Annotated in this window: 15 protein-coding genes; 11 read left to right on the forward strand and 4 right to left on the reverse strand. The window is 71.4% G+C overall.

Annotated elements, in window-relative coordinates; genetic code table 11:
- Positions 1-186: 186 nt before the first annotated feature.
- From GTY47_RS12200 to GTY47_RS12210, 3 genes are read right to left on the reverse strand one after another with little or no spacing between them, the layout of a single operon-like run.
- The gene (locus tag GTY47_RS12200) at positions 187-1,245 is read right to left on the reverse strand and encodes a hypothetical protein (protein WP_010036210.1); all 1,059 of its coding nucleotides are present in this window, start codon (positions 1,243-1,245) and stop codon (positions 187-189) included.
- A 2-nt stretch (positions 1,246-1,247) separates the two neighbouring features.
- Entirely contained in the window at positions 1,248-1,502 is a 255-nt protein-coding gene (locus GTY47_RS12205) for a MoaD/ThiS family protein (RefSeq protein WP_010036212.1), read from the reverse strand.
- 37 nt (positions 1,503-1,539) lie between these two features.
- Positions 1,540-2,391 carry an alpha/beta fold hydrolase gene (locus GTY47_RS12210; RefSeq protein ID WP_029180926.1) on the reverse strand — a complete coding sequence of 284 codons (852 nt, stop codon included), beginning with the start codon at positions 2,389-2,391 and terminating at the stop codon, positions 1,540-1,542.
- 172 nt (positions 2,392-2,563) lie between these two features.
- On the opposite strand from GTY47_RS12210, the gene GTY47_RS12215 reads away from it, so the two are divergent.
- From GTY47_RS12215 to GTY47_RS12240, 6 genes are all read left to right on the forward strand, one after another.
- Positions 2,564-3,343 carry a response regulator transcription factor gene (locus GTY47_RS12215; protein WP_010036217.1) on the forward strand — a complete coding sequence of 260 codons (780 nt, stop codon included), beginning with the start codon at positions 2,564-2,566 and terminating at the stop codon, positions 3,341-3,343.
- Positions 3,344-3,403: 60 nt separating this feature from the next.
- Positions 3,404-4,426 carry a LacI family DNA-binding transcriptional regulator gene (locus GTY47_RS12220; protein ID WP_010036219.1) on the forward strand — a complete coding sequence of 341 codons (1,023 nt, stop codon included), beginning with the start codon at positions 3,404-3,406 and terminating at the stop codon, positions 4,424-4,426.
- 121 nt (positions 4,427-4,547) lie between these two features.
- Positions 4,548-5,543 carry a trypsin-like peptidase domain-containing protein gene (locus GTY47_RS12225; protein ID WP_010036221.1) on the forward strand — a complete coding sequence of 332 codons (996 nt, stop codon included), beginning with the start codon at positions 4,548-4,550 and terminating at the stop codon, positions 5,541-5,543.
- A gap of 23 nt (positions 5,544-5,566) precedes the next feature.
- The gene (locus tag GTY47_RS12230; RefSeq protein WP_010036222.1) at positions 5,567-5,755 is read left to right on the forward strand and encodes a hypothetical protein; all 189 of its coding nucleotides are present in this window, start codon (positions 5,567-5,569) and stop codon (positions 5,753-5,755) included.
- Between the two features lie 90 nt (positions 5,756-5,845).
- Complete coding sequence (locus tag GTY47_RS12235; protein WP_010036223.1) at positions 5,846-6,583, forward strand: response regulator transcription factor; 738 nt, start codon at positions 5,846-5,848, stop codon at positions 6,581-6,583.
- Positions 6,580-8,034, forward strand: coding sequence for a HAMP domain-containing sensor histidine kinase (locus tag GTY47_RS12240; RefSeq protein ID WP_010036224.1), 1,455 nt, complete (start codon positions 6,580-6,582; stop codon positions 8,032-8,034). Before GTY47_RS12235 ends, GTY47_RS12240 begins: the two co-directional genes overlap by 4 nt.
- Before the next feature lie 66 nt (positions 8,035-8,100).
- Here the strand turns inward: GTY47_RS12240 and mshD are convergent, their stop codons facing one another.
- A complete protein-coding gene (mshD, locus tag GTY47_RS12245; RefSeq protein WP_010036225.1) occupies positions 8,101-9,027 on the reverse strand; it encodes a mycothiol synthase in 927 nt (308 codons plus the stop codon).
- Positions 9,028-9,173: 146 nt separating this feature from the next.
- On the opposite strand from mshD, the gene GTY47_RS12250 reads away from it, so the two are divergent.
- From GTY47_RS12250 to GTY47_RS12270, 5 genes are all read left to right on the forward strand, one after another.
- The gene (locus GTY47_RS12250; protein ID WP_010036227.1) at positions 9,174-10,997 is read left to right on the forward strand and encodes a bifunctional metallophosphatase/5'-nucleotidase; all 1,824 of its coding nucleotides are present in this window, start codon (positions 9,174-9,176) and stop codon (positions 10,995-10,997) included.
- 306 nt (positions 10,998-11,303) lie between these two features.
- A complete protein-coding gene (locus tag GTY47_RS12255) occupies positions 11,304-12,539 on the forward strand; it encodes a DUF2993 domain-containing protein (RefSeq protein WP_010036231.1) in 1,236 nt (411 codons plus the stop codon).
- A 97-nt stretch (positions 12,540-12,636) separates the two neighbouring features.
- Entirely contained in the window at positions 12,637-12,945 is a 309-nt protein-coding gene (locus GTY47_RS12260) for a trypco2 family protein (RefSeq protein WP_010036233.1), read from the forward strand.
- A gap of 28 nt (positions 12,946-12,973) precedes the next feature.
- Positions 12,974-17,548, forward strand: coding sequence for a serine protease (locus GTY47_RS12265; RefSeq protein ID WP_010036235.1), 4,575 nt, complete (start codon positions 12,974-12,976; stop codon positions 17,546-17,548).
- 236 nt (positions 17,549-17,784) lie between these two features.
- Positions 17,785-18,807 carry a cellulase family glycosylhydrolase gene (locus GTY47_RS12270; protein WP_010036239.1) on the forward strand — a complete coding sequence of 341 codons (1,023 nt, stop codon included), beginning with the start codon at positions 17,785-17,787 and terminating at the stop codon, positions 18,805-18,807.
- Positions 18,808-18,860: the final 53 nt, after the last annotated feature.

The raw sequence follows: 18,860 nt of genomic DNA on the forward strand, positions 1-18,860 counted from the left end.
AGCAAGCGGCACGACTGCCCGCAGCGGTGGCAGCAAGCGGCACGACTGCCCGCAGCGGTGGCAGCAAGCGGCACGACTGCCCGCAGCGGTGGCCCCCCATCGCCCACCCGTGCCGCCCCAGCGGCACGACTGCCGGCAGCTGGGGCAGCCCGCGCACGCGACCCAAACACCACCGCCGCCTAAGCGCTAGACCAGGGCCCGACCGAGTACGTAGACCGCCGGGGCCGCCGCCGACAGGGGCAGGGCCACGCCTGCGGTGAAGTGGACGAAGCGGGACGGGTAGTCGTAGCCGGCGACTCGGTGGCCGATCAGGCCGCAGGCCGCCGCGCCCACGCCCAGGAGGGCGCCCGACGTGCCCAGGCCCGTCAGCGAGCCGCCCGCGACGCCGCCGCCCGCCGCCGCGAGCAGCGCGACCACCACGGACACCGGGGTCGGCAGCGGCAGGGCACGGGCCAGGACCGCGACCGCCACCGCGATCGCGCCCACGGTCACCGCGTCCGCCTCGGCCGCGAGGTACCCGCCCGCCACGATCGCCAGCGCCGACGCCGCGACCGTCGCCATCAGGCCGTACATCCGCTCGTCCGGGTCGGCGTGCGACCGCAGCTGGAGCACCAGCGCCAGCAGCACCCACACCCCGAGCGTGCCCAGGATCGCCGAGGGCGAGCCGTCCGACGCCAGCAGCGCCGCGTCCGCGGCCAGCGCGCCCGCGAAGCCCAGTGCGATGCCCTGCCGGGCCGGCCACATCCCGTTCAGCCGGAACCAGCCCGCCGCAGTGACGGCCTGGAGGACGACGAGCGGCACCAGGAGCGCATACGTGCCGACCGCCGCCGCGCCCGCCAGCAACAGCCCCAGCAGCGCCGTCAGCGCGGCCGGCTGCACCCCGGGCTCGATGATCGGCGACCGTCCTTCCGCCCGCGCCCGCTGCGCGTCCGTGACGCGCGCGTTCCCGGCGACGGTGGCCGGGCCGTACTCGGCAGCGGGAGCGGGAGGCGAAGCGGGCGCAGCAGCAGGAACCGCCTCACTGGGAGTCCCGTATCCCTGCGGCGGCAGATACGCCGTCTCCTCCGCCGCCGTCACCGGCGCGGACACCGGCGACTGCGTCTGCGTCTCCCAGGTCTGCCCCTGCCACTGCTGCGTGTACTGCTGGGCGGCGTACGGATCGTCGTACCCCTGGTGCCCTTGCTGGTACCCCTGCTGCCAGTAGGGGTCGTAGCCGTCGTACGGCTGGTTGGGCTGATTGGTCATGGTCACCCTCCTGCGAACGGCGGGAGCACCTCGACCGTGCCGCCGTCGGCCAGCCGTACCGTCTCATGTCCGCGGGTGCCCACGGGGTCACCGTCCACGAGGAACGAGCATCGCCGCAGCACGCGCTCGAGTTCGCCGGGGTGCCGCTCACGCACCCCGTCGAGCGCCTCGGCGAGCGTGGCCGCCTCGTACGGCTCCTCGGCCACCCCGGCCGCGGCCTTGGCGGCGGCCCAGTAGCGCACCGTGACCTTTGGCATCTGCTTCCTCGATTGCTTGTCGGTGAACCCCGTCAGGCTAGCCCGCCCGGCCCACCACCCACTCCCCGATCCGGCCCAGCAGTTCGTCACTCGCCGCGTGCTCGGCATGCCCCATGCCCGGCTCCAGCCACAGTTCGCCCTGGTCAGCCGCCGCCGCGGCCAGCATGCGGGGATGGTCGACGGGGAAGTAGCCGTCGGCGTCGCCGTGCACGATCAGCAGGGGCGTGGGCGCGATCCTCGGCACGGCCTCCACCGGGGAGAGGGGGACCGGGTCCCAGTCCCGGTGGTGGATGCGGGTACGGAATCCGTAGCGGCTCACCACGCGGCCCTCCGGCCGCGTCACCAGCCAGTGCAGCCGGCGCATGGGGGCGGTCCCCCGGTAGTACCACCGGGCCGGCGCGCTCACCGACACCACCGCGTCGGTCTGCCGCGGGTACAGCGCCCCGTGCCGCAGCACCACCGAGCCGCCCATGGAGAACCCCACCGTCCCCACGCGCGCGTGCCCGAGCTCCCGGGCCCACCGCACCGCCGCCGCCAGGTCCAGCACCTCCCGGTCCCCGACCGTCGACCGCCCGCCGGAGGCCCCGTGGCCCCGGAAGGAGAACGTGACGACGGCCCCGTACCGGGCGAAGGCCCGCGCGACCCGGCGGACGTGCGGCCGGTCCACGGCCCCGGTGAAGCCGTGGGCGACGACGAACACGGGGTGAGCGGCAGGCGACCGAGAGGTGTCGTATACGACGGCACCCGGGTCGTATACGGCGTCGATGGTCACACCGTCGGACGTGCGCAGAAAGGTCCGCAATTGCGCCCGCACATGCGTTCCCCGGGTCGTCTCGGAGTGCGGACGAACGGTGGAACGCGCCACATGACCTGCCGGACCAGAGCTCATGTGGGCTATTCTGCTGGGCAGAGGACTCGGGCAGCGTAGCCCCCGGGTCCTTTTGTGCTTTCGGAAGCGTTGTATACGACGCGGGAAACCGCAGGTGTACGGGGCCTTCGGGATCGCAGAGCTGTGCTGTGCCAACAAACGTCCTCGCAGGGACCGAGGAGGAACCAGACGTATGAGTTCTCTGCTGCTCCTGACCAACGCCCTCCAGCCGTCGACGGAGGTGCTCCCCGCCCTCGGACTGCTCCTGCACAACGTGCGAGTGGCCCCGGCGGAGGGCCCCGCCCTCGTCGACACCCCCGGCGCCGACGTCATCCTCGTCGACGGCCGCCGCGATCTGCCGCAGGTCCGCAGCCTGTGCCAGCTGCTGCGCTCGACCGGGCCCGGCTGCCCGCTCGTCCTCGTCGTCACGGAGGGCGGTCTCGCCGCCGTCACCGCCGACTGGGGCATCGACGACGTCCTGCTCGACACCGCCGGGCCCGCGGAGGTCGAGGCGCGGCTGCGGCTGGCCATGGGACGGCAGCAGATCGTCAGCGACGACTCCCCGATGGAGATCCGCAACGGCGACCTGTCGGTCGACGAGGCGACGTACTCCGCCAAGCTCAAGGGCCGCGTCCTCGACCTCACCTTCAAGGAGTTCGAGCTCCTGAAGTACCTCGCGCAGCACCCCGGCCGCGTCTTCACGCGCGCCCAGCTGCTCCAGGAGGTCTGGGGCTACGACTACTTCGGCGGTACGCGCACGGTCGACGTGCACGTACGGCGGCTGCGCGCCAAGCTCGGCCCCGAGCACGAGTCGCTGATCGGCACCGTCCGGAACGTCGGTTATCGATTCGTCACGCCGGAGAAGGTGGAGCGCGCCGCCGAGGAGGCGAAGGCCAAGGCGGCCAAGGAAAAGCCGGACAACGCGGACGAGTCGGCCGCTCTGGACGCCGCCGAGTCGCACAGCAAGGCGTAAATCGTACGGAAGCTCCTTTACGCCCTGCCCAGAGCGGGTATATCCGCGTAGACTCCGCGCGTGGCCAAGGTGACTCGGGATGATGTGGCGCGGCTGGCAGGGACTTCCACTGCCGTGGTCAGTTATGTCATCAACAACGGACCCCGGCCGGTCGCCCCGGCCACGCGCGAGCGTGTCCTCGCCGCGATCAAGGAGCTGGGGTACCGGCCCGACCGGGTCGCGCAGGCGATGGCGTCCCGGCGTACGGACCTCATAGGCCTGATCATCCCGGACGCGCGCCAGCCCTTCTTCGGGGAGATGGCGCACGCGGTCGAGCAGGCCGCCTCCGAGCGCGGAAAGATGGTGCTCGTCGGCAACACGGACTACGTGGGTGAGCGTGAGGTCCACTACCTGCGGGCCTTCCTGGGCATGCGGGTCTCGGGCCTGATCCTCGTCAGCCACGCGCTCAACGACCTGGCCGCCGCAGAGATCGAGGCCTGGGACGCCCGCGTCGTGCTGCTGCACGAGCGGCCCGAGGCCATCGACGACGTCGCCGTCGTCACGGACGACCTGGGCGGCGCCCAGCTCGCCGTACGGCACCTGCTGGAGCACGGTTACGAGTACGTCGCCTGTATGGGCGGCATAGCCGAGACCCCTGCGGTCGGCGACCCGGTCTCCGACCACGTCGAGGGCTGGCGGCGGGCGATGGACGAGGCGGGGATCTCCACGGAGGGCCGCCTCTTCGAGGCCCTCTACAACCGCTACGACGCCTACCAGGCAGCCCTGAAGATCCTCTCCGGCCCCGAGCGCCCGCCCGCGATCTTCTGCTCCACCGACGACCAGGCGATCGGCCTGCTGCGGGCCGCTCGGGAACTGCGGATCGACGTGCCCGGCGAGCTGGCGGTGGCCGGCTTCGACGACATCAAGGAAGCGGCACTGACGGACCCGCCCCTGACGACGATCGCCTCGGACCGTCCGGCCATGGCCCGGGCGGCGGTGGACCTCGTCCTCGACGACGGGCTGCGCGTGGCGGGGGCCCGCCGGGAGCGGCTGAAGGTGTTCCCGTCGCGGCTGGTGGTTCGGCACTCCTGCGGCTGCGCCTAGCCCTTTCCGGGCGCCTTTGTGCGCCCGGCCGAGGCGCCTTTATATCGGGCATACGAGGTTCTGTCGGGCTTCTCAGGGTGCACTCAGGAAGCTCTCATGGTCGGGATCCAAGCTCTGAGACATGACCGAGAGCTTCCACCGCAGTGGCGAGTACGAGAACCCTTACGAGGGTCAGCAGCAGGCCCCGGTGAACCCCGAGTGGCCGCCTCCGCCGGCGTACGCCCCGGCACCCGCTCCGAAGAAGCGCAAGCGTGGCCCGGTCGCCCTGCTCGCCGCCGTGGCGATCGTCGCCGCGGCGATCGGCGGCGGCACGGCCTACGGCATACAGGAGCTGACGGGCAACGACACCGTCACCTCCAGCTCCACCAGCACCAACGTGGTGCCGTCCGCCCAGAAGGGCACGGTCGCCGGGGTCGCCAAGGCGGTCAGCCCCAGCATCGTCGAGATCAGCGCCGACTCCAACGCCGGTTCCGCCACCGGCTCCGGCGTGATCATCACGAGCGGCGGCGAGATCATCACGAACAACCACGTCGTCGCCGGCGCCTCGCAGATCAAGGTGACGACCAGCGACGGCAAGTCGTACTCCGCCAAGGTCGTCGGCACCGACAGCAAGAAGGACCTGGCGCTGATCAAGCTGGAGAACGCCTCCGGCCTGAAGGCGGCGACGCTCGGCGACTCCTCCGGGGTGCAGGTCGGCGACGAGGTCGTGGCGATCGGCTCCCCCGAGGGCCTGTCCGGCACGGTCACCAGCGGCATCATCTCCGCCCTCGACCGTGACGTCACGGTCCCGACGGAGGAGGACCAGGGCCAGCAGCAGTTCCAGCAGGGCGACGGCTGGCCGTTCGAGTTCGGCGGGCGGCAGTTCAACGGCGACACCGGCTCGGACACCACGACGTACAAGGCGCTCCAGACCGACGCGTCCCTCAACCCGGGCAACTCCGGGGGCGCGCTGATCGACATGAACGGCAACATCATCGGGATCAACTCCGCGATGTACTCGCCGACGGGCGCCGCCTCCTCGTCCTCCGACGCCGGCAGCGTCGGCCTGGGCTTCGCCATCCCGATCAACACCGTCAAGGCCGACCTCGCCAAGCTGCGGGCCGGTTCCACGGACTGAGTTCCCGAGTGAGGAGTACGGCGATGATCGAGCAGGTCGCGCACGAGGAGCCGGGCTGGGACCCGGCAGGGGTCGGGCTGGCCCTGGCGGTGGCGTACGCACTGCACGCGCCGACGGGCCGGGCGCCCGAGGTGGCGTCGGCCAAGGCCCGGCCCGCCGGCAGGGCCGCCGCACGCCGGGCCGCCGCCCGGCGCCGCAAGGTACGGGGCTGATCCTGCTCCCGGCCCGCCTCGCCGGCATGCGAGGCTGAGAGCGTCAGCGACACCCCGCCCCCGTCACACCACACCCGAGGACCCCGACCCATGAGCCCCGCAGACGGCGACCGTGACCCCCAGCGCATCCTGATCGTCGACGACGAGCCGGCGGTGCGCGAAGCACTCCAGCGCAGCCTCGCCTTCGAGGGGTACGAGACCGAGGTCGCCGTGGACGGCGCGGACGCGCTGGAGAAGGCGGCGGCGTACCGGCCCGACCTGGTCGTCCTGGACATCCAGATGCCCCGCATGGACGGCCTGACGGCGGCGCGCCGCATCCGCGGCACCGGCGACACGACCCCGATCCTCATGCTCACGGCCCGTGACACGGTCGGCGACCGGGTCACGGGCCTCGACGCGGGCGCCGACGACTACCTGGTCAAGCCCTTCGAACTGGACGAACTCTTCGCCCGCATCCGCGCGCTGCTCCGCCGCAGCTCCTACGCGGCGGCCGTCGGCGCGGGCTCTCCCGACGACGAGGACGTCCTCGCCTTCGCCGACCTGCGCATGGACCTCGCGACGCGCGAGGTCACGCGCGGCGGCCGCCAGGTGGAGCTGACCCGCACGGAGTTCACGCTGCTGGAGATGTTCATGGCGCACCCGCGCCAGGTCCTCACCCGGGAGCAGATCCTGAAGGCGGTCTGGGGCTTCGACTTCGAGCCGTCGTCGAACTCCCTCGACGTGTACGTGATGTACCTGCGCCGCAAGACCGAGGCGGGCGGCGAGCCGCGCCTCGTGCACACGGTGCGGGGTGTGGGCTACGTGTTGCGGCAGGGCGGCGCGGAGTGAACAAGGTGGTGCGCCGGTTCCGCTCGCTGCCGATCCGGTCCCGACTGGCGCTGCTGGTGGCGGCGGCGGTGGCGTTCGCGGTGGCGGCGGTCTCCGTGACGTGCTGGTTCATCGTGCAGGGGAAGCTGTACGACCAGGTGGACGAAGACCTGGAGAAGATGCTTCAGAAGCCGGGACAGAACATCGCCATCCAGCAGGCGGTGGACACCTGCACGCAGACCCCGCAGGGCGGCAACAGCTTCCGGAACAGCTCCTACTTCGAGGTCGTCAAGGCGGACGGGGACATCTGCGTCCACTCCAGCTCCGTGGGCCTGGTCAAGGTCACCGAGGCCGACCGGGACGTGATCAAGAACTCCCCCATCGGGCGCGGCATCGTCCGAAACGGCACCGACGAGCACGGCAACGCCCTGCGCGTGATGACCCTGCGGCTGGCGTCCGAGCAGCCCGACGCGCCCAACGCCGCGCTGATCCTCGCCTTGCCCCTGAAGAACACCCAGGGCACACTCAACGATCTCGCGCTGATCCTGCTGCTGGTCTCGGGCGTGGGGGTCCTGGGCGCCGGAGCCGCCGGACTGGCGGTCGCCCGAGCCGGACTGCGCCCCATCGACAAACTCACCGAGGCCGTCGAGCACGTGGCCCGCACGGAAGACCTGGGCATCCGCATCCCGGTGGACGAGGACAGCGAGGACGAGGTGGCCCGGCTCTCCCACTCGTTCAACTCGATGACCTCCGCGCTGGCCAGCTCCCGCGAGCTCCAGCAACAGCTCATCGCGGACGCCGGCCACGAACTCCGCACGCCGCTCACCTCGCTGCGCACCAACATCGAGCTGCTCACCCGCAGCGAGGAGACGGGCCGCCCCATCCCCGAGGCCGACCGCAAGGCGCTCCTCGCCTCGGTGAAGGCGCAGATGACGGAGCTGGCCGCGCTCATCGGCGACCTGCAGGAGCTGTCCCGACCGGACACGGGCCAGCACTCGGGCCGCACTCAGATCATCGCCTGGCACGACATCGTCGACTCGGCGCTGCGGCGGGCACGGCTGCGCGGCCCGGAACTGACGATCACGGCGGACGTCCAGCCCTGGTTCGTCCGGGCGGAACCCTCGGCCCTGGAACGGGCGGTGGTCAACGTCCTCGACAACGCCGTGAAGTTCAGCCCGGAGGCCGGCACGATCGAGGTGCGCCTGTCCGAGGGCGTCCTGACGGTCCGCGACCACGGCCCGGGCATTCCCGCCGACGAACTCCCCCACGTCTTCGACCGCTTCTGGCGCTCCCCGAGCGCGCGAGCGCTGCCCGGTTCGGGCCTCGGCCTGTCGATCGTGGCGCGCACGGTGCAGCAGGCGGGCGGCGAGGTGTCGCTGTCCCGCGCCGAGGGCGGCGGCACGGTGGCGACGGTGCGGCTGCCGGGGGCGGCTACGCCTCCGCCGGACAGTCCGGCCTTCGCCGCCGAATAGGACGGATGCGGTATCGAGACATCGGAACCACGGTGGGCTGACGCCGACGCCCGCCGGGACCGGTCGTCACGTCTCCGTCCGGTACATCAGATCCACCTCGTGCGTGACGAACCCCAGCCGCTCGTACACCGACACCGCGGCCGTGTTGTCGGCGTCGACGTACAGCATCGCGGTCGGCACCCCCCGGCCCGCCAGGTGCCGCAGGCCGATCGTCGTGAGGGACTTGCCGAGGCCGCCGCCCTGGGCGCCGGGGGCGACGCCGAGGACGTACACCTCGCCCAGGCCCTCCCCGGCGTGGATCTTGGTCCAGTGGAAGCCGATGAGCTCGTCGCCGCGGAAGGCCAGGAAGAACCCCGCGGGATCGAACCACGGCTCGGCCTTGCGGTCGTCGAGGTCCCGCTGGGTGAGTGAGCCCTGCTCGGGGTGGTGGGCGAAGGCGGCGGCGTTGACGGCGAGCCAGGCCGCGTCGTCCCGGCCGGGGACGAAGGTGCGGACGGTGACGCCCTCGGGGAGGACCGGCTCGGGCGCGTCGAAGTCGGCCAACGGACGCCGCATCTGGCGCAGTTCGCGGAACAGCGTCAGGCCGAGGACCTGCGCGAGGTGCCGGGCGGCGGAGTGGCCGCCGTGCGCCCACACCCGCAGCCGCTTGCCGGACGCGGCCAGCAGCGCGGAGCCCAGTGCCCGCCCGTGCCCCTGGCCCCGGTGCCCGGGGTGCACGACCAGCTCGGCGGCCGGCGGCTCCACCGGATCGGTGTCCTCCAGCTGGGCGTACCCGACGAGTTCGCCGTCGACGGTGAGCAGCAGATGGGCGACGCCCGCGCGTTCTCCCCCGCGCAACTGCAACCGGCCCTGTTCGGACACCGCCTGCTGCCCGTCGGTGCGGGCGGCCTCGGCGAGCAGTGCGAGGACGGCCTCGGTCTGCTCCGCGGAGAGGGCGGCATACGTGTCGATCGAGCGGGTGCGGCCGGGCCGGGCGGTGTCATCGCTGGTCATGCGTACGAGGGTACGGGGGACCACCGGCAAATCGGCGGCAAGAAGCAACCAGGATGTAACCACGAAAGCTCTGTCGCGCTACGCGCGTTGACTCTAGGCTGCGCCGGACGACATCACTGTCCCAGCAGACCCACAGGGGGGGGCGTATGCCAGCCACTTCACCGGCACCGGCGCACCAGGAGCGCCGCAGACGTCGTACGAACCGTCTCGTCGCTCTCGCCGCCGGTGTCGCCACCGTCGGCGCGCTGGCCGCGGCGACGGTGCCCGGGTCGGCGTCGGCCGGCGAGAACCACGGCGGGGGCGGCCACTGGCCGGGCCGCTACCAGGACGTCCAGTTGCTGTCCTTCAACGACCTGCACGGCAACCTGGAGCCGCCCGCCGGTTCCTCCGGCCGGGTCACCGAGCGCCAGCACGACGGCACGACGAAGACCATCGACGCGGGCGGTGTCGAGTACCTCGCCACCCATCTGCGTCAGGCCCGCGAGGGCGAGAAGTACTCCATCACCGCGGCCGGCGGCGACATGGTCGGCGCCTCCCCGCTGATCTCCGGGCTCTTCCACGACGAGCCGACCATCGAGGCGCTGAACAAGCTCGACCTCGACGTCACCTCCGTCGGCAACCACGAGTTCGACGAGGGCGCCAAGGAGCTGGCCCGCCTGCAGAACGGCGGCTGCCACCCCGAGGACGGCTGCTACGCGGACGAGGAGTTCCAGGGCGCCGACTTCCCCTACCTGGCCGCCAACGTCCTCGACGAGAAGACGCAGAAGCCGCTCCTCAAGCCCTACTGGGTGTGGAAGAAGAACGGCGTCAAGGTCGGCTTCATCGGCGTGACCCTGGAGGGCACCCCGGACATCGTCTCCGCCGAGGGCGTCAAGGGCCTGGCCTTCAAGGACGAGGTCGAGACGATCAACAAGTACGCCAAGGTGCTCCAGAAGCAGGGCGTGAAGTCGATCGTGGCCCTCATCCACGAGGGCGGCTTCCCGGCGTCGACGTCGTACAACTACGACTGCGACTCCCCGGGCGCGGGCGACGGCATCTCCGGCCCGATCGTCGACATCGCCAAGAACGTCACGCCGCAGGTGGACGCGCTCGTCACCGGCCACACGCACAACGCGTACGTGTGCACGATCGACGACCCGGCGGGCAAGCCCCGCATGGTCACCTCGGCCGCGTCCTTCGGCCGCCTCTACACCGACACCACGCTGACGTACGACCGGAAGACCGGCGACATCGCCCGTACGGCCGTGAAGTCCGCGAACCACGTGGTCACCCGGGACGTCCCCAAGGCGCCCGACATGACCGAGCTGATCAGCAAGTGGAACACCCTGGCGGCCCCGATCGGCAACCGCGCGATCGGCTACATCTCCGGCGACATCGGCAACACCGGCACCGAGTCCCCGCTCGGCGACCTCATCGCCGACGCCCAGCTCGCCCACGGCAAGCAGCTCGACCCGGAGACCGACCTGGCGCTGATGAACCCCGGCGGCATCAGGGCACCGCTGACCTACACGGCCAAGGCCGGTGAGGGCGACGGTGTCGTGACCTACGCCGAGGGCTTCACGGTCCAGCCGTTCGCCAACACGGTGAACCTCCAGGACTTCACGGGCGCCCAGCTGATCCAGGTGCTCAAGGAGCAGGTGTCCGGCCCGAACGCGGCGGCGCCCAAGGTCCTCCAGGTGTCGTCCGGCCTCACCTACACGCTGGACCTCACCAAGTCCGGCGCCGACCGCGTGGTCACGGACTCGGTCAAGCTGAACGGCCAGGCCATCGACCCGGCGGCCACCTACCGCGTCGCGACGAACAGCTTCCTCGCGGGCGGCGGCGACGGCTTCCCCACGCTCGGCCAGGGCACGAACGACGTCGTCGGCGCCGACGACCTGACCGCGCTGGAGCAGTACCTGACGGCCAACTCGTCGGCCGCGAACCCGCTGGCCCCGCCGAAGGCGGACCGTATCGCGATCGTCCAGTAGGCCACCGGGGCTCCCCGCCGGGGAGCTCCGCACGGGGCCGGTGCGTGTCACCGGCCCCGTCGTCGTTTCGGTTGAATGCCTGCCCAGGTCAGAGCCGTTGCGGCACGATGAGGGACCCGCCGTCGGCAACCGGTCACCCTGGCCTGACACGCACGGCCGCCGGGTGACCGAGTTCTTCGCCGAGCACCCGGACACCGCGCCCAGGGGTGGAGCGCTTCGTCTCCGACGCACCGGTGTCCGTGACATCGATCGCATAGCGGGGGTTCAGGTTGCGGGCAGGGGCGGTGCGCATGGTCGGATGAGACGATGCGCACCCCCCACCGCATGGACACGCAACACCCCCACGACCGCTCTGAGCAGCCCCGCAACCCCTACGAGGAACTCGGCGCACTCGACGACGGCCCGCTGGAGGAGACCCCTCTGGAGGACTTCCTCGGTGAGGAGGCCGCGCGGCGGGACGAGGTGGAACCGGAGTGGTCGCCGCCCGACCACCGGCGTGGCGGCAGGCGTCGGCGGAATCGTTTCGCCGGGCTGCCGCTCGCGGTGAAGGCGGTGGTCGGACTGGTCGTGCTCGCCGCCTTCGTCGCCCTCGCGGACCGCTGGGCCGTGCTGTACGCCGAGCACCGGGCCGCCGACACGCTCAAGGACCGGCTCGACCTCGCGGCGGCGCCCGAGGTGGAGATCGGCGGGTTCCCCTTCCTCACCCAACTCGCCGACAAGCGCCTGGAGTCGGTGAAGGTGACCGTCCCGGACGTCGCCGCCGACCGGGTCTCCCTGGCGAAGGTGTCGGCCACGGCGCACGACATCCGGCTGGACGCCGACGGCCTCACCTCCGTGCGCGGCGCCCACGTCCCCCGGTTCGACGGGGACGTCCTGCTGTCCTTCGAGGACCTCAACCGCGAACTCGGCGCCTCCCAGGTGACGTTCACCGGCGAGGGCCGCGACCGCGTCCGGGCGAACGGCACCCTGCCCGTCGCCGGGCACGACCTGCGGCTGCGCGCCGAGGCCCGGATCCAGCGGCAGGGCGAGCGCGGCATCGCCACGGAGATCGGCGGCATGCGGCTCGACATCGGGGACCTGGCCACCTACCGCCCCGGCACCCGCGCCTCGGAGGGCCTGCACCTGACGCCCAAGGGGACCGCCGACCTCGCCCGGGAGACCCGCAAGGCCCGGGCGCTGCTCTCGGTCCCGGCCATCGTGCAGCGGATGGGCGTGCCCGAGGCGACCGTGCGTGACGCCCTGGCCGACGACGGCAAGCTCGCCGAGCTGACCGGCTCCCCGCGCTTCGCCCGCCAGGCCGAGCGCCTCAACCTCATCGACCTGGCCCTGGACAACCCCGACGTGCTCCGCCGCCTCGGCCTGGACCCCAACCTCCTCGACGAGCTGTCCGGCCTGACCCGCCCGGTCCTTGCCGACCGGCTGGCCCTGGCGTTCGAACTGCCGAAGCCGGAGCAGGGGGACGTACGGCTGGACGACGTACGGGTGGAGGAGGACGGCATCCGGGTGCGGGTGTCGGGCTCGGGGCTGACGTTGGGGCGGTGACGACGCGGAATCCGATCCCCCTGTCCTACAGGGCACTTACCATGCCTGACAGCGACAGCAGGAGTGTCTGGGCAGCGGCCCGGCGGGGGAGGCGACCATGGAGATCAGACTCGCGGACGCGCTGAAGGCGCTGCGGGACGAGCTGGCCGAGGCCACGCTCCAGGCAGAGGGGCAGCCTGTCCGGCTGCACGTGGAGAACGTCAACCTGGATCTGCAGGTGACGGTCACCCAGGCCCGGGAGGGCGGCGGCGGGGTGAAGTTCTGGGTCCTGTCTGCGGACGGAAAGGCGTCCGGGAGCACGTCTACCACGCATACTGTGTCGCTCCAGCTGAAAGCGGAGACATCCGACGGTGGCCGGGTGCTCACCGGCGTGGACGGGGCGGCCCCCGTACCCCTGCCGGACTGAGGCACCGACGGGCTGACGGGCACTGGGCATGACGGGCCGGTTCGAGCGGGTCGCACAGGTCGTCGGTACGGGAGACGACTCGCAGCCGCGGTTGATGGGGTCCGGCTTCCTGCTGGTGGGTGACCTGGCGATCACCGCCGCACACGCGGTACGGGACGGAACCAGGCGGTACGAGGTACGGACCGTGGCGTCGGCTCGCCGTGCCGTGGTCCGGACAGTGGTGCCGCACCCCGGTCGTGACCTCGCGCTTCTGGTGCTGGACGCGGAGCGGGACTCGCTGCCACCGGTCCGGTTCGCGGAACTGCCGCGTGACATGGGACAGATCGCGGTGCACGCGGTCGGCTTCCCGCAGTTCACGCTGGAGGAGGCCCAGCCGCGGAGCCATCAGATGAACGGAACCATCCAGCTCGGATCGGACCGCACCGCTCACCAGATACAGATGGCGGTCGGTACGAGCGATCCGTGGCCGTCCACCACCAGCGGATCGCCGTGGTCCGGTTACTCGGGAGCGGGCATCCTCACCGTGTCGGAGGGGATGCTGGCCGGGGTCGTCACCAGCCATCGACCCACCGGTGACCGCAGGGTTCTGACCGGAACCGGCCTGGATGACCTGCGGGACCCCGAGTTCCTGAGAGTCCTCGCCGAGCACGATGTCGAGGCGTCCCCCCTCCCGGCCCGGCAGGTCACCGTTCCCGCCGCTTCCCCCCCGCACTGGCTGCCGCCCGGCGTCGACGCGGTGCTGGACCGCCAGCGGGAGGAGGCGGACGAGCTTCCCTACCGCTTCCGGCAGGACCGCCGTCCTCGTCGGCTGACGGCCGTGTACGTCCGGCAGGTGCTGAGCCGGCCGGAGGAGCGGGAGGCGGAGGGCGCGGTGGGGCGGGAGAGCGCGGAGACCGGGCCCGGGACCAGCCCTACGCGGGAGGCCGGGCCGCCGCAGCGGCTGGAGGACGTCCTGGCGGAGGTGCTGGGCGGTGGCACAGGCGGCCATCTGCTCGTCGAGGCCGGGCCGGGCGTCGGGAAGTCCACGCTGCTGAACAGCTGCGCTCTGGACATGGGTGGCGCCGTCCGCACGGCTCCGAGCGCATCCGGTGCTCTCGTCCCTCTCATGGTCACCGCCTCGCGGCTGGCTGAGACCGGACACTCGCTTGAGAGCGCCGTGGCGCGTACCACCGGTCTCGACACCGGAGACGGCACGCTGCCGCGGCTGCCGCCCGGAGCCCGCTGGCTGATCCTTGTCGACGCGCTGGACGAGGTGCATCACGACCAGCGCGGCCGGTTCATCCACCGCCTGGCCGACCATGCCGGGAGCGACGCGCCCGGCACGCTGTGCGTGCTGGTCACCACCCGCCCGGACCCAGAGGCCACGGAGGAGCTCAAGAAGGCCGGTTTCCCCACCTACCGCCTGGATCCCTTCAGCCGGCCGCGTCTGGAGGAGTTCGCCCGCACGTGGTTCACGGACTCCGGCCATCCGGAGCTGGCCGAGGACTTCCTCCGACAGCTGGACGAGGGCGGACTGAGCGATCTGCTGCGCAGTCCACTCCTGGCGACCGTCACCGCCATCGTCTTCGAGAACGCGCCCGGAACTCCGCTGCCGGACCACCGCTGGGCACTGTACGAGCAGTTCCGGATGCAGTTGCTGACTGCCAAGCGCGATCGGGCGGAGGAGGGGTGGCGACGGCTGACGGCCCGCGCCGGCGGTGTGCCGCGCGCACGGGGTGCCGTGGGCTGGCTCAGGGAGCATCTCGAGGAACTGGTACTCCATCTCGCCCACGCCCGGGTCGCCGACGGAGCCCAGGACCTTCTGTGGACGGCGCTGCGCTGGTGGGAGGAGCACGGCACGGACGAGCAGGGCCGGCGATTCGGTGCGGTCCCGCCCCTCGACGGTTGGCCCAACGCCGTCATGGACGCGCTCCTGGCAACGGGGCTGCTCGTGCGGGAAGGCAGTGGTGTGGAGTTCCTGCACACGACGTTCGCCGAGCATCTGGCCGCGGAAGTGCTCGCCGCGGGTCTTCCGGAGGCCTTCGATCTCCGGGACGAGACCTGGCGTACCAGCCTGCTGGCCGCGTCGGGCCACACAGGCCATCCGCTCAGCGAGCTGCACCGGGATGCGCTCGTCCACTACTGCCACCGTCACCGGGCCGGCGGACGACGGTTGCTGGAATGGCTGTTGACGGAGGCGCACGGAAGCCAGGAGCTGGCCGGCGCTCTGCTGGCGGGGCGGTGCCCGGCCGAGGACACCCACTATCAGCGGTTCCTGGAGATCGTCGAGGCGCGGTCCGGCCCTGCCGTCTGGAGGATGCTGTCCGGCATTCGGCACCCAGCGGTCGAGGCCTACCTCCATGACCGGGCGTTTCGTGCCGGAGCCCCGTACCAGGTGGAGGCTGCCACGGCGCTGATGGCACACCGTCCGGCGGATGCCGCGCAGGCCCTGGTGCGGATCTCCGCAGCGCCGAACGCGAGGATGTTCGACCTACGGCACGCGGCGAGCGCCCTGCTCGACACCCACCCCGAGCACGAGGACGAGGCCGCAACGGTTCTCCAGGCCGTCCTGAGGCACCGGCGGGCCGAGGATTACGACCGGCAGCAGGCTGCCGCCACCCTCGCGGAACTCGGTGACGATCACGCCGCTCAGGCCGCGCGCATCCTCACCGAGATCGCAGGCGACCCCCTGCTGGACTGGAGCCGCCGCCTCTCCGCCGCCATGGCGCTGCCCCGCTTCGGTGAGCGGCACCGCCCGGTCGCGGCTCAGGTGATCCGGGACCTGGTGTCCGATCCCCTCAGCCCTTCGTATTTCCGCCGGCGCGCCGCCGACCAGCTCGCCTCGCTCGGCTCGGCGTACGCCGATGAGGCCGCACAGGTGCTCCAGGGCATCGCCGCCGATCCGGACGTCGATCCACTGGAACGGACACTGTCCGCGATGGAGCTGACCCACTTTCGCCCCCAGCAAAGGGAGTACGCCGCCCGGGCCTGCCGGGCGATCATGGACGACGTCACCCTGGATGCCCACCACCGCGCCTACGCAGGGCGGTTTCTGGCGCGGCTGGGCGGCACCTACGCGGAGGAGGCACGGCATCGGGCGCAGCGCATCCTCGAAGCGCGCAGCAGCGGCAAATGGGCGCGCAGGGCGGCGCAGCAGATCGTTGACAGTACGCCGAAGGAAACGCCGGGGGATCAGCGGTCGGCTTGGCAGCGCATCCTGGACGACCGCCGGACCAGCCCGGGGCTGCGCCTGCACACCGCGACTCTCATGGCGGAGGCCGGAAGCGGTGCCGCCGACGAGGTGGCGTGTGCGCTGTACTCCGTGCTCGTGGACCGGTACAGCAGCCCCGGTGAAAGGGCAGGGGCGGCGGTGGCGTTACAGAAGCTCGGTACTGCGGAACGGGAGACGACCGTCCGGAGGATCCGGTCCCGGCTCATGGACACCAGGACCGCACGGAAGGATCGCCTCATCGCGGCACGCGCGTTGCTCGAGCTCCAGGTGCCGGTGCCGGTGAGTGATCCGGCGCTCTGGCAGGACCTGGTGGCCGACCGTGAGGTCGAGCCGGGTGACGCGGAGAAGGCGCTGAAGGCCCTGCGCGGAACACGTGGTGGTCAGGTCGGGGAGACAGCAGCCGCCCTGCGTCGCCGACTGAGCGATCCCCGGCTGGACGCGGAGCAGCGGGAGCAGGTCGCACAGCGGCTTCACTCGCTCGGCGAACCCTGGCTGGGCCTGATCGTGACCGGGTTGCGGGCCGACCTGAACCGTCCTGACCGCGACAGCAGGCACCGGCGGAACGCCGCGCGGGCGTTGTTGGCGCTCGGTGGCAGCCATGTACCCACGGATCCGGCGGTCCTGTTCGCTCTCGCCACCGATCGTCGGACCAGCGGCAGGGAACGGCTGCTGGCCGCCCGCGCCCTGCTCTGCGTCGACGGTCAGCGGGCCGAAGAGGTGGCTCGAGTGGTCCGCACGATTGCCACACGGCGTAGTTCCGGTGAGATGGACTGGACCACCAGTGGGAACAGGAGCCTCGCCGAGGACATCCTCGTCGATCTGGGTGAGCCGTATGCCGATGACAGCGCGCGAGCGGTCCGCAGGGCGGCCGGACGGCCGTGGACCCGTGCCCGCGACCGCATCGCGATGGCCGGGCTCCTGACCGCGCTGGGGGAGACGCACGAGCCGGCTGCGGCCAGGATCCTGAAAGGTCTCATCAGACGCCGCTCGACGTCCCGCCGGGACCGGGTGCGCGCAGCGGAGGAACTGGCCGGCCTCGGTGGCCCGTACACCGACGAAGCCGTGGAGGTCTTCAGGGCATTCGCCCATGGCCGGCTGGTCGTCGCCCGCGACCGCCGCGATCTGGCCCGCTTCATGGCCACGGTCGGCGGCAGGCACCGGACGTCGGCCGCCGATGTCCTCGCCGGCCTCATCACCAGCCCGTGGACGACCGCCGAGGATCGCGGCCGGGACGTCAAGGACCTGGTCGACCTGGGCGCGGAGTTTCGGCCGGAGGCCATGCGCCTGCTTCGTGCCGTGATCGATGGGGACGGGTACGCCCCAGAAGCCAAGCAGGGCGCCGAGCAGCTGCTGGCATGGCTGACTTCGGACACGCGCGTAAGTTCTGCGTGAATTGCGATTCGGGCCCCTGGAGTTCCTGCGCGAGAACGTGACCCTGCTGCCGCAGGAGACTCTGATCCTCAACGGCACGATCCGCCTCCACGGCCCGTGGAAGTCTGCGTTCTTGATGAAATTTGGTGAGCAGATGTGTTGACCTCTGTTTGAGTCCTCTTCTAGTTTGCGGGAGCCAACGAGCCGCCGCTCTATGCGCGAGGTCTCGCTCACGCAACTGCTCAGAAGGGGACGTCGTGTCACGAAAGACTCATAGGGGGATAGCCGGCCTGGGGGCGCTGCTCGCCTGCGTCACGGCATTCGGCGGAGCACTCGCCTCCCCCGCAGCCGCCTCCCCCACCGCCCCGCCGCCCGTCAGCGACTTCAAGGGCGTCAACTGGGCCGACCCGCGCGACAACTACGCGCACGACGCGGTCGTGCCCTCGGGCCTGTCCACCTCCGACAGCTACGCCACCACGTACGCCAAGTCCACGGCGATCATCGGCGGATTCTCCAAGCTGGGCGCCAACACCGTCCGCCTCCCGGTCAACCCCACCTCCGTGAACGGCCCGTTCTGGAAGTCGTACCGGGGCGCGATCGACGCCGCCACCGCCAAGGGCTTCAAGGTCATCCTGGGCTACTGGGAGGCCGACAACGCCAAGGACGGCAAGATCGACAACCAGGCGTCCTGGGACCAGATGTGGGCGCGGATCACCTCCGCCTACGCCCGCAACTCCAAGGTGTACTTCGAGCCGATGAACGAGCCGTTCGGCTACACCGCCCAGGAGTGGACCGACATCGCCGCGAAGTGGGTGGCCACCCACGGCAACGTGCCCCGCGACCGGATCCTGATCGGCGGCTACAAGTACAGCGAGGACGTCAAGCCGGTGTGCGCCGACCCGCGCCTCAAGGGCACCCGCCTGGCCCTGCACAACTACGGGTTCTGGCACACCGACTGGACCAGCGTCGACCAGTGGAAGCAGGACTTCAAGGCGCGCATCGGCGACTGCGCGTCGCGCACGATCCTCGACGAGTTCGGCGCGTCCATGACGACCGGCCTGGACTACAACGGCCCGGTCAACGGCTCCAACGAGGTCGCGTACATCCAGGCCGCGACCGACACCATCCGCGAGCTGGGCCTGGGCTCCGTCTACTGGCCCGGCCTGCGCAACGGTGACACCTACTCCCTCACCACGCTCCAGGGCACGGGCACGAACCTCAGCCTGACGGTGAACAACCAGAGCGGCCTGGACCGGCTGCACTACGCCTGGAACCAGTAGGAATGGTGCCCTTCCGGGTCCGGCGCCGCTCGTCAGCCGGACCCGGAAGGGAG

This window comes from Streptomyces sp. SID5464 (assembly GCF_009862985.1).
Classification (GTDB): domain Bacteria; phylum Actinomycetota; class Actinomycetes; order Streptomycetales; family Streptomycetaceae; genus Streptomyces; species Streptomyces chartreusis_D.

Coding starts and splice junctions, on each gene's coding strand:
- GTY47_RS12210 (WP_029180926.1), bottom strand. CDS start 2,391: ATGAGCTCTGGTCCGGCAGGTCATGTGGCGCGTTCCACCGTTCGTCCG.
- GTY47_RS12205 (WP_010036212.1), bottom strand. CDS start 1,502: ATGCCAAAGGTCACGGTGCGCTACTGGGCCGCCGCCAAGGCCGCGGCC.
- GTY47_RS12230 (WP_010036222.1), top strand. CDS start 5,567: ATGATCGAGCAGGTCGCGCACGAGGAGCCGGGCTGGGACCCGGCAGGG.
- GTY47_RS12260 (WP_010036233.1), top strand. CDS start 12,637: ATGGAGATCAGACTCGCGGACGCGCTGAAGGCGCTGCGGGACGAGCTG.
- GTY47_RS12225 (WP_010036221.1), top strand. CDS start 4,548: ATGACCGAGAGCTTCCACCGCAGTGGCGAGTACGAGAACCCTTACGAG.
- GTY47_RS12265 (WP_010036235.1), top strand. CDS start 12,974: ATGACGGGCCGGTTCGAGCGGGTCGCACAGGTCGTCGGTACGGGAGAC.
- GTY47_RS12200 (WP_010036210.1), bottom strand. CDS start 1,245: ATGACCAATCAGCCCAACCAGCCGTACGACGGCTACGACCCCTACTGG.
- mshD (WP_010036225.1), bottom strand. CDS start 9,027: ATGACCAGCGATGACACCGCCCGGCCCGGCCGCACCCGCTCGATCGAC.
- GTY47_RS12235 (WP_010036223.1), top strand. CDS start 5,846: ATGAGCCCCGCAGACGGCGACCGTGACCCCCAGCGCATCCTGATCGTC.
- GTY47_RS12250 (WP_010036227.1), top strand. CDS start 9,174: ATGCCAGCCACTTCACCGGCACCGGCGCACCAGGAGCGCCGCAGACGT.
- GTY47_RS12215 (WP_010036217.1), top strand. CDS start 2,564: ATGAGTTCTCTGCTGCTCCTGACCAACGCCCTCCAGCCGTCGACGGAG.
- GTY47_RS12255 (WP_010036231.1), top strand. CDS start 11,304: ATGCGCACCCCCCACCGCATGGACACGCAACACCCCCACGACCGCTCT.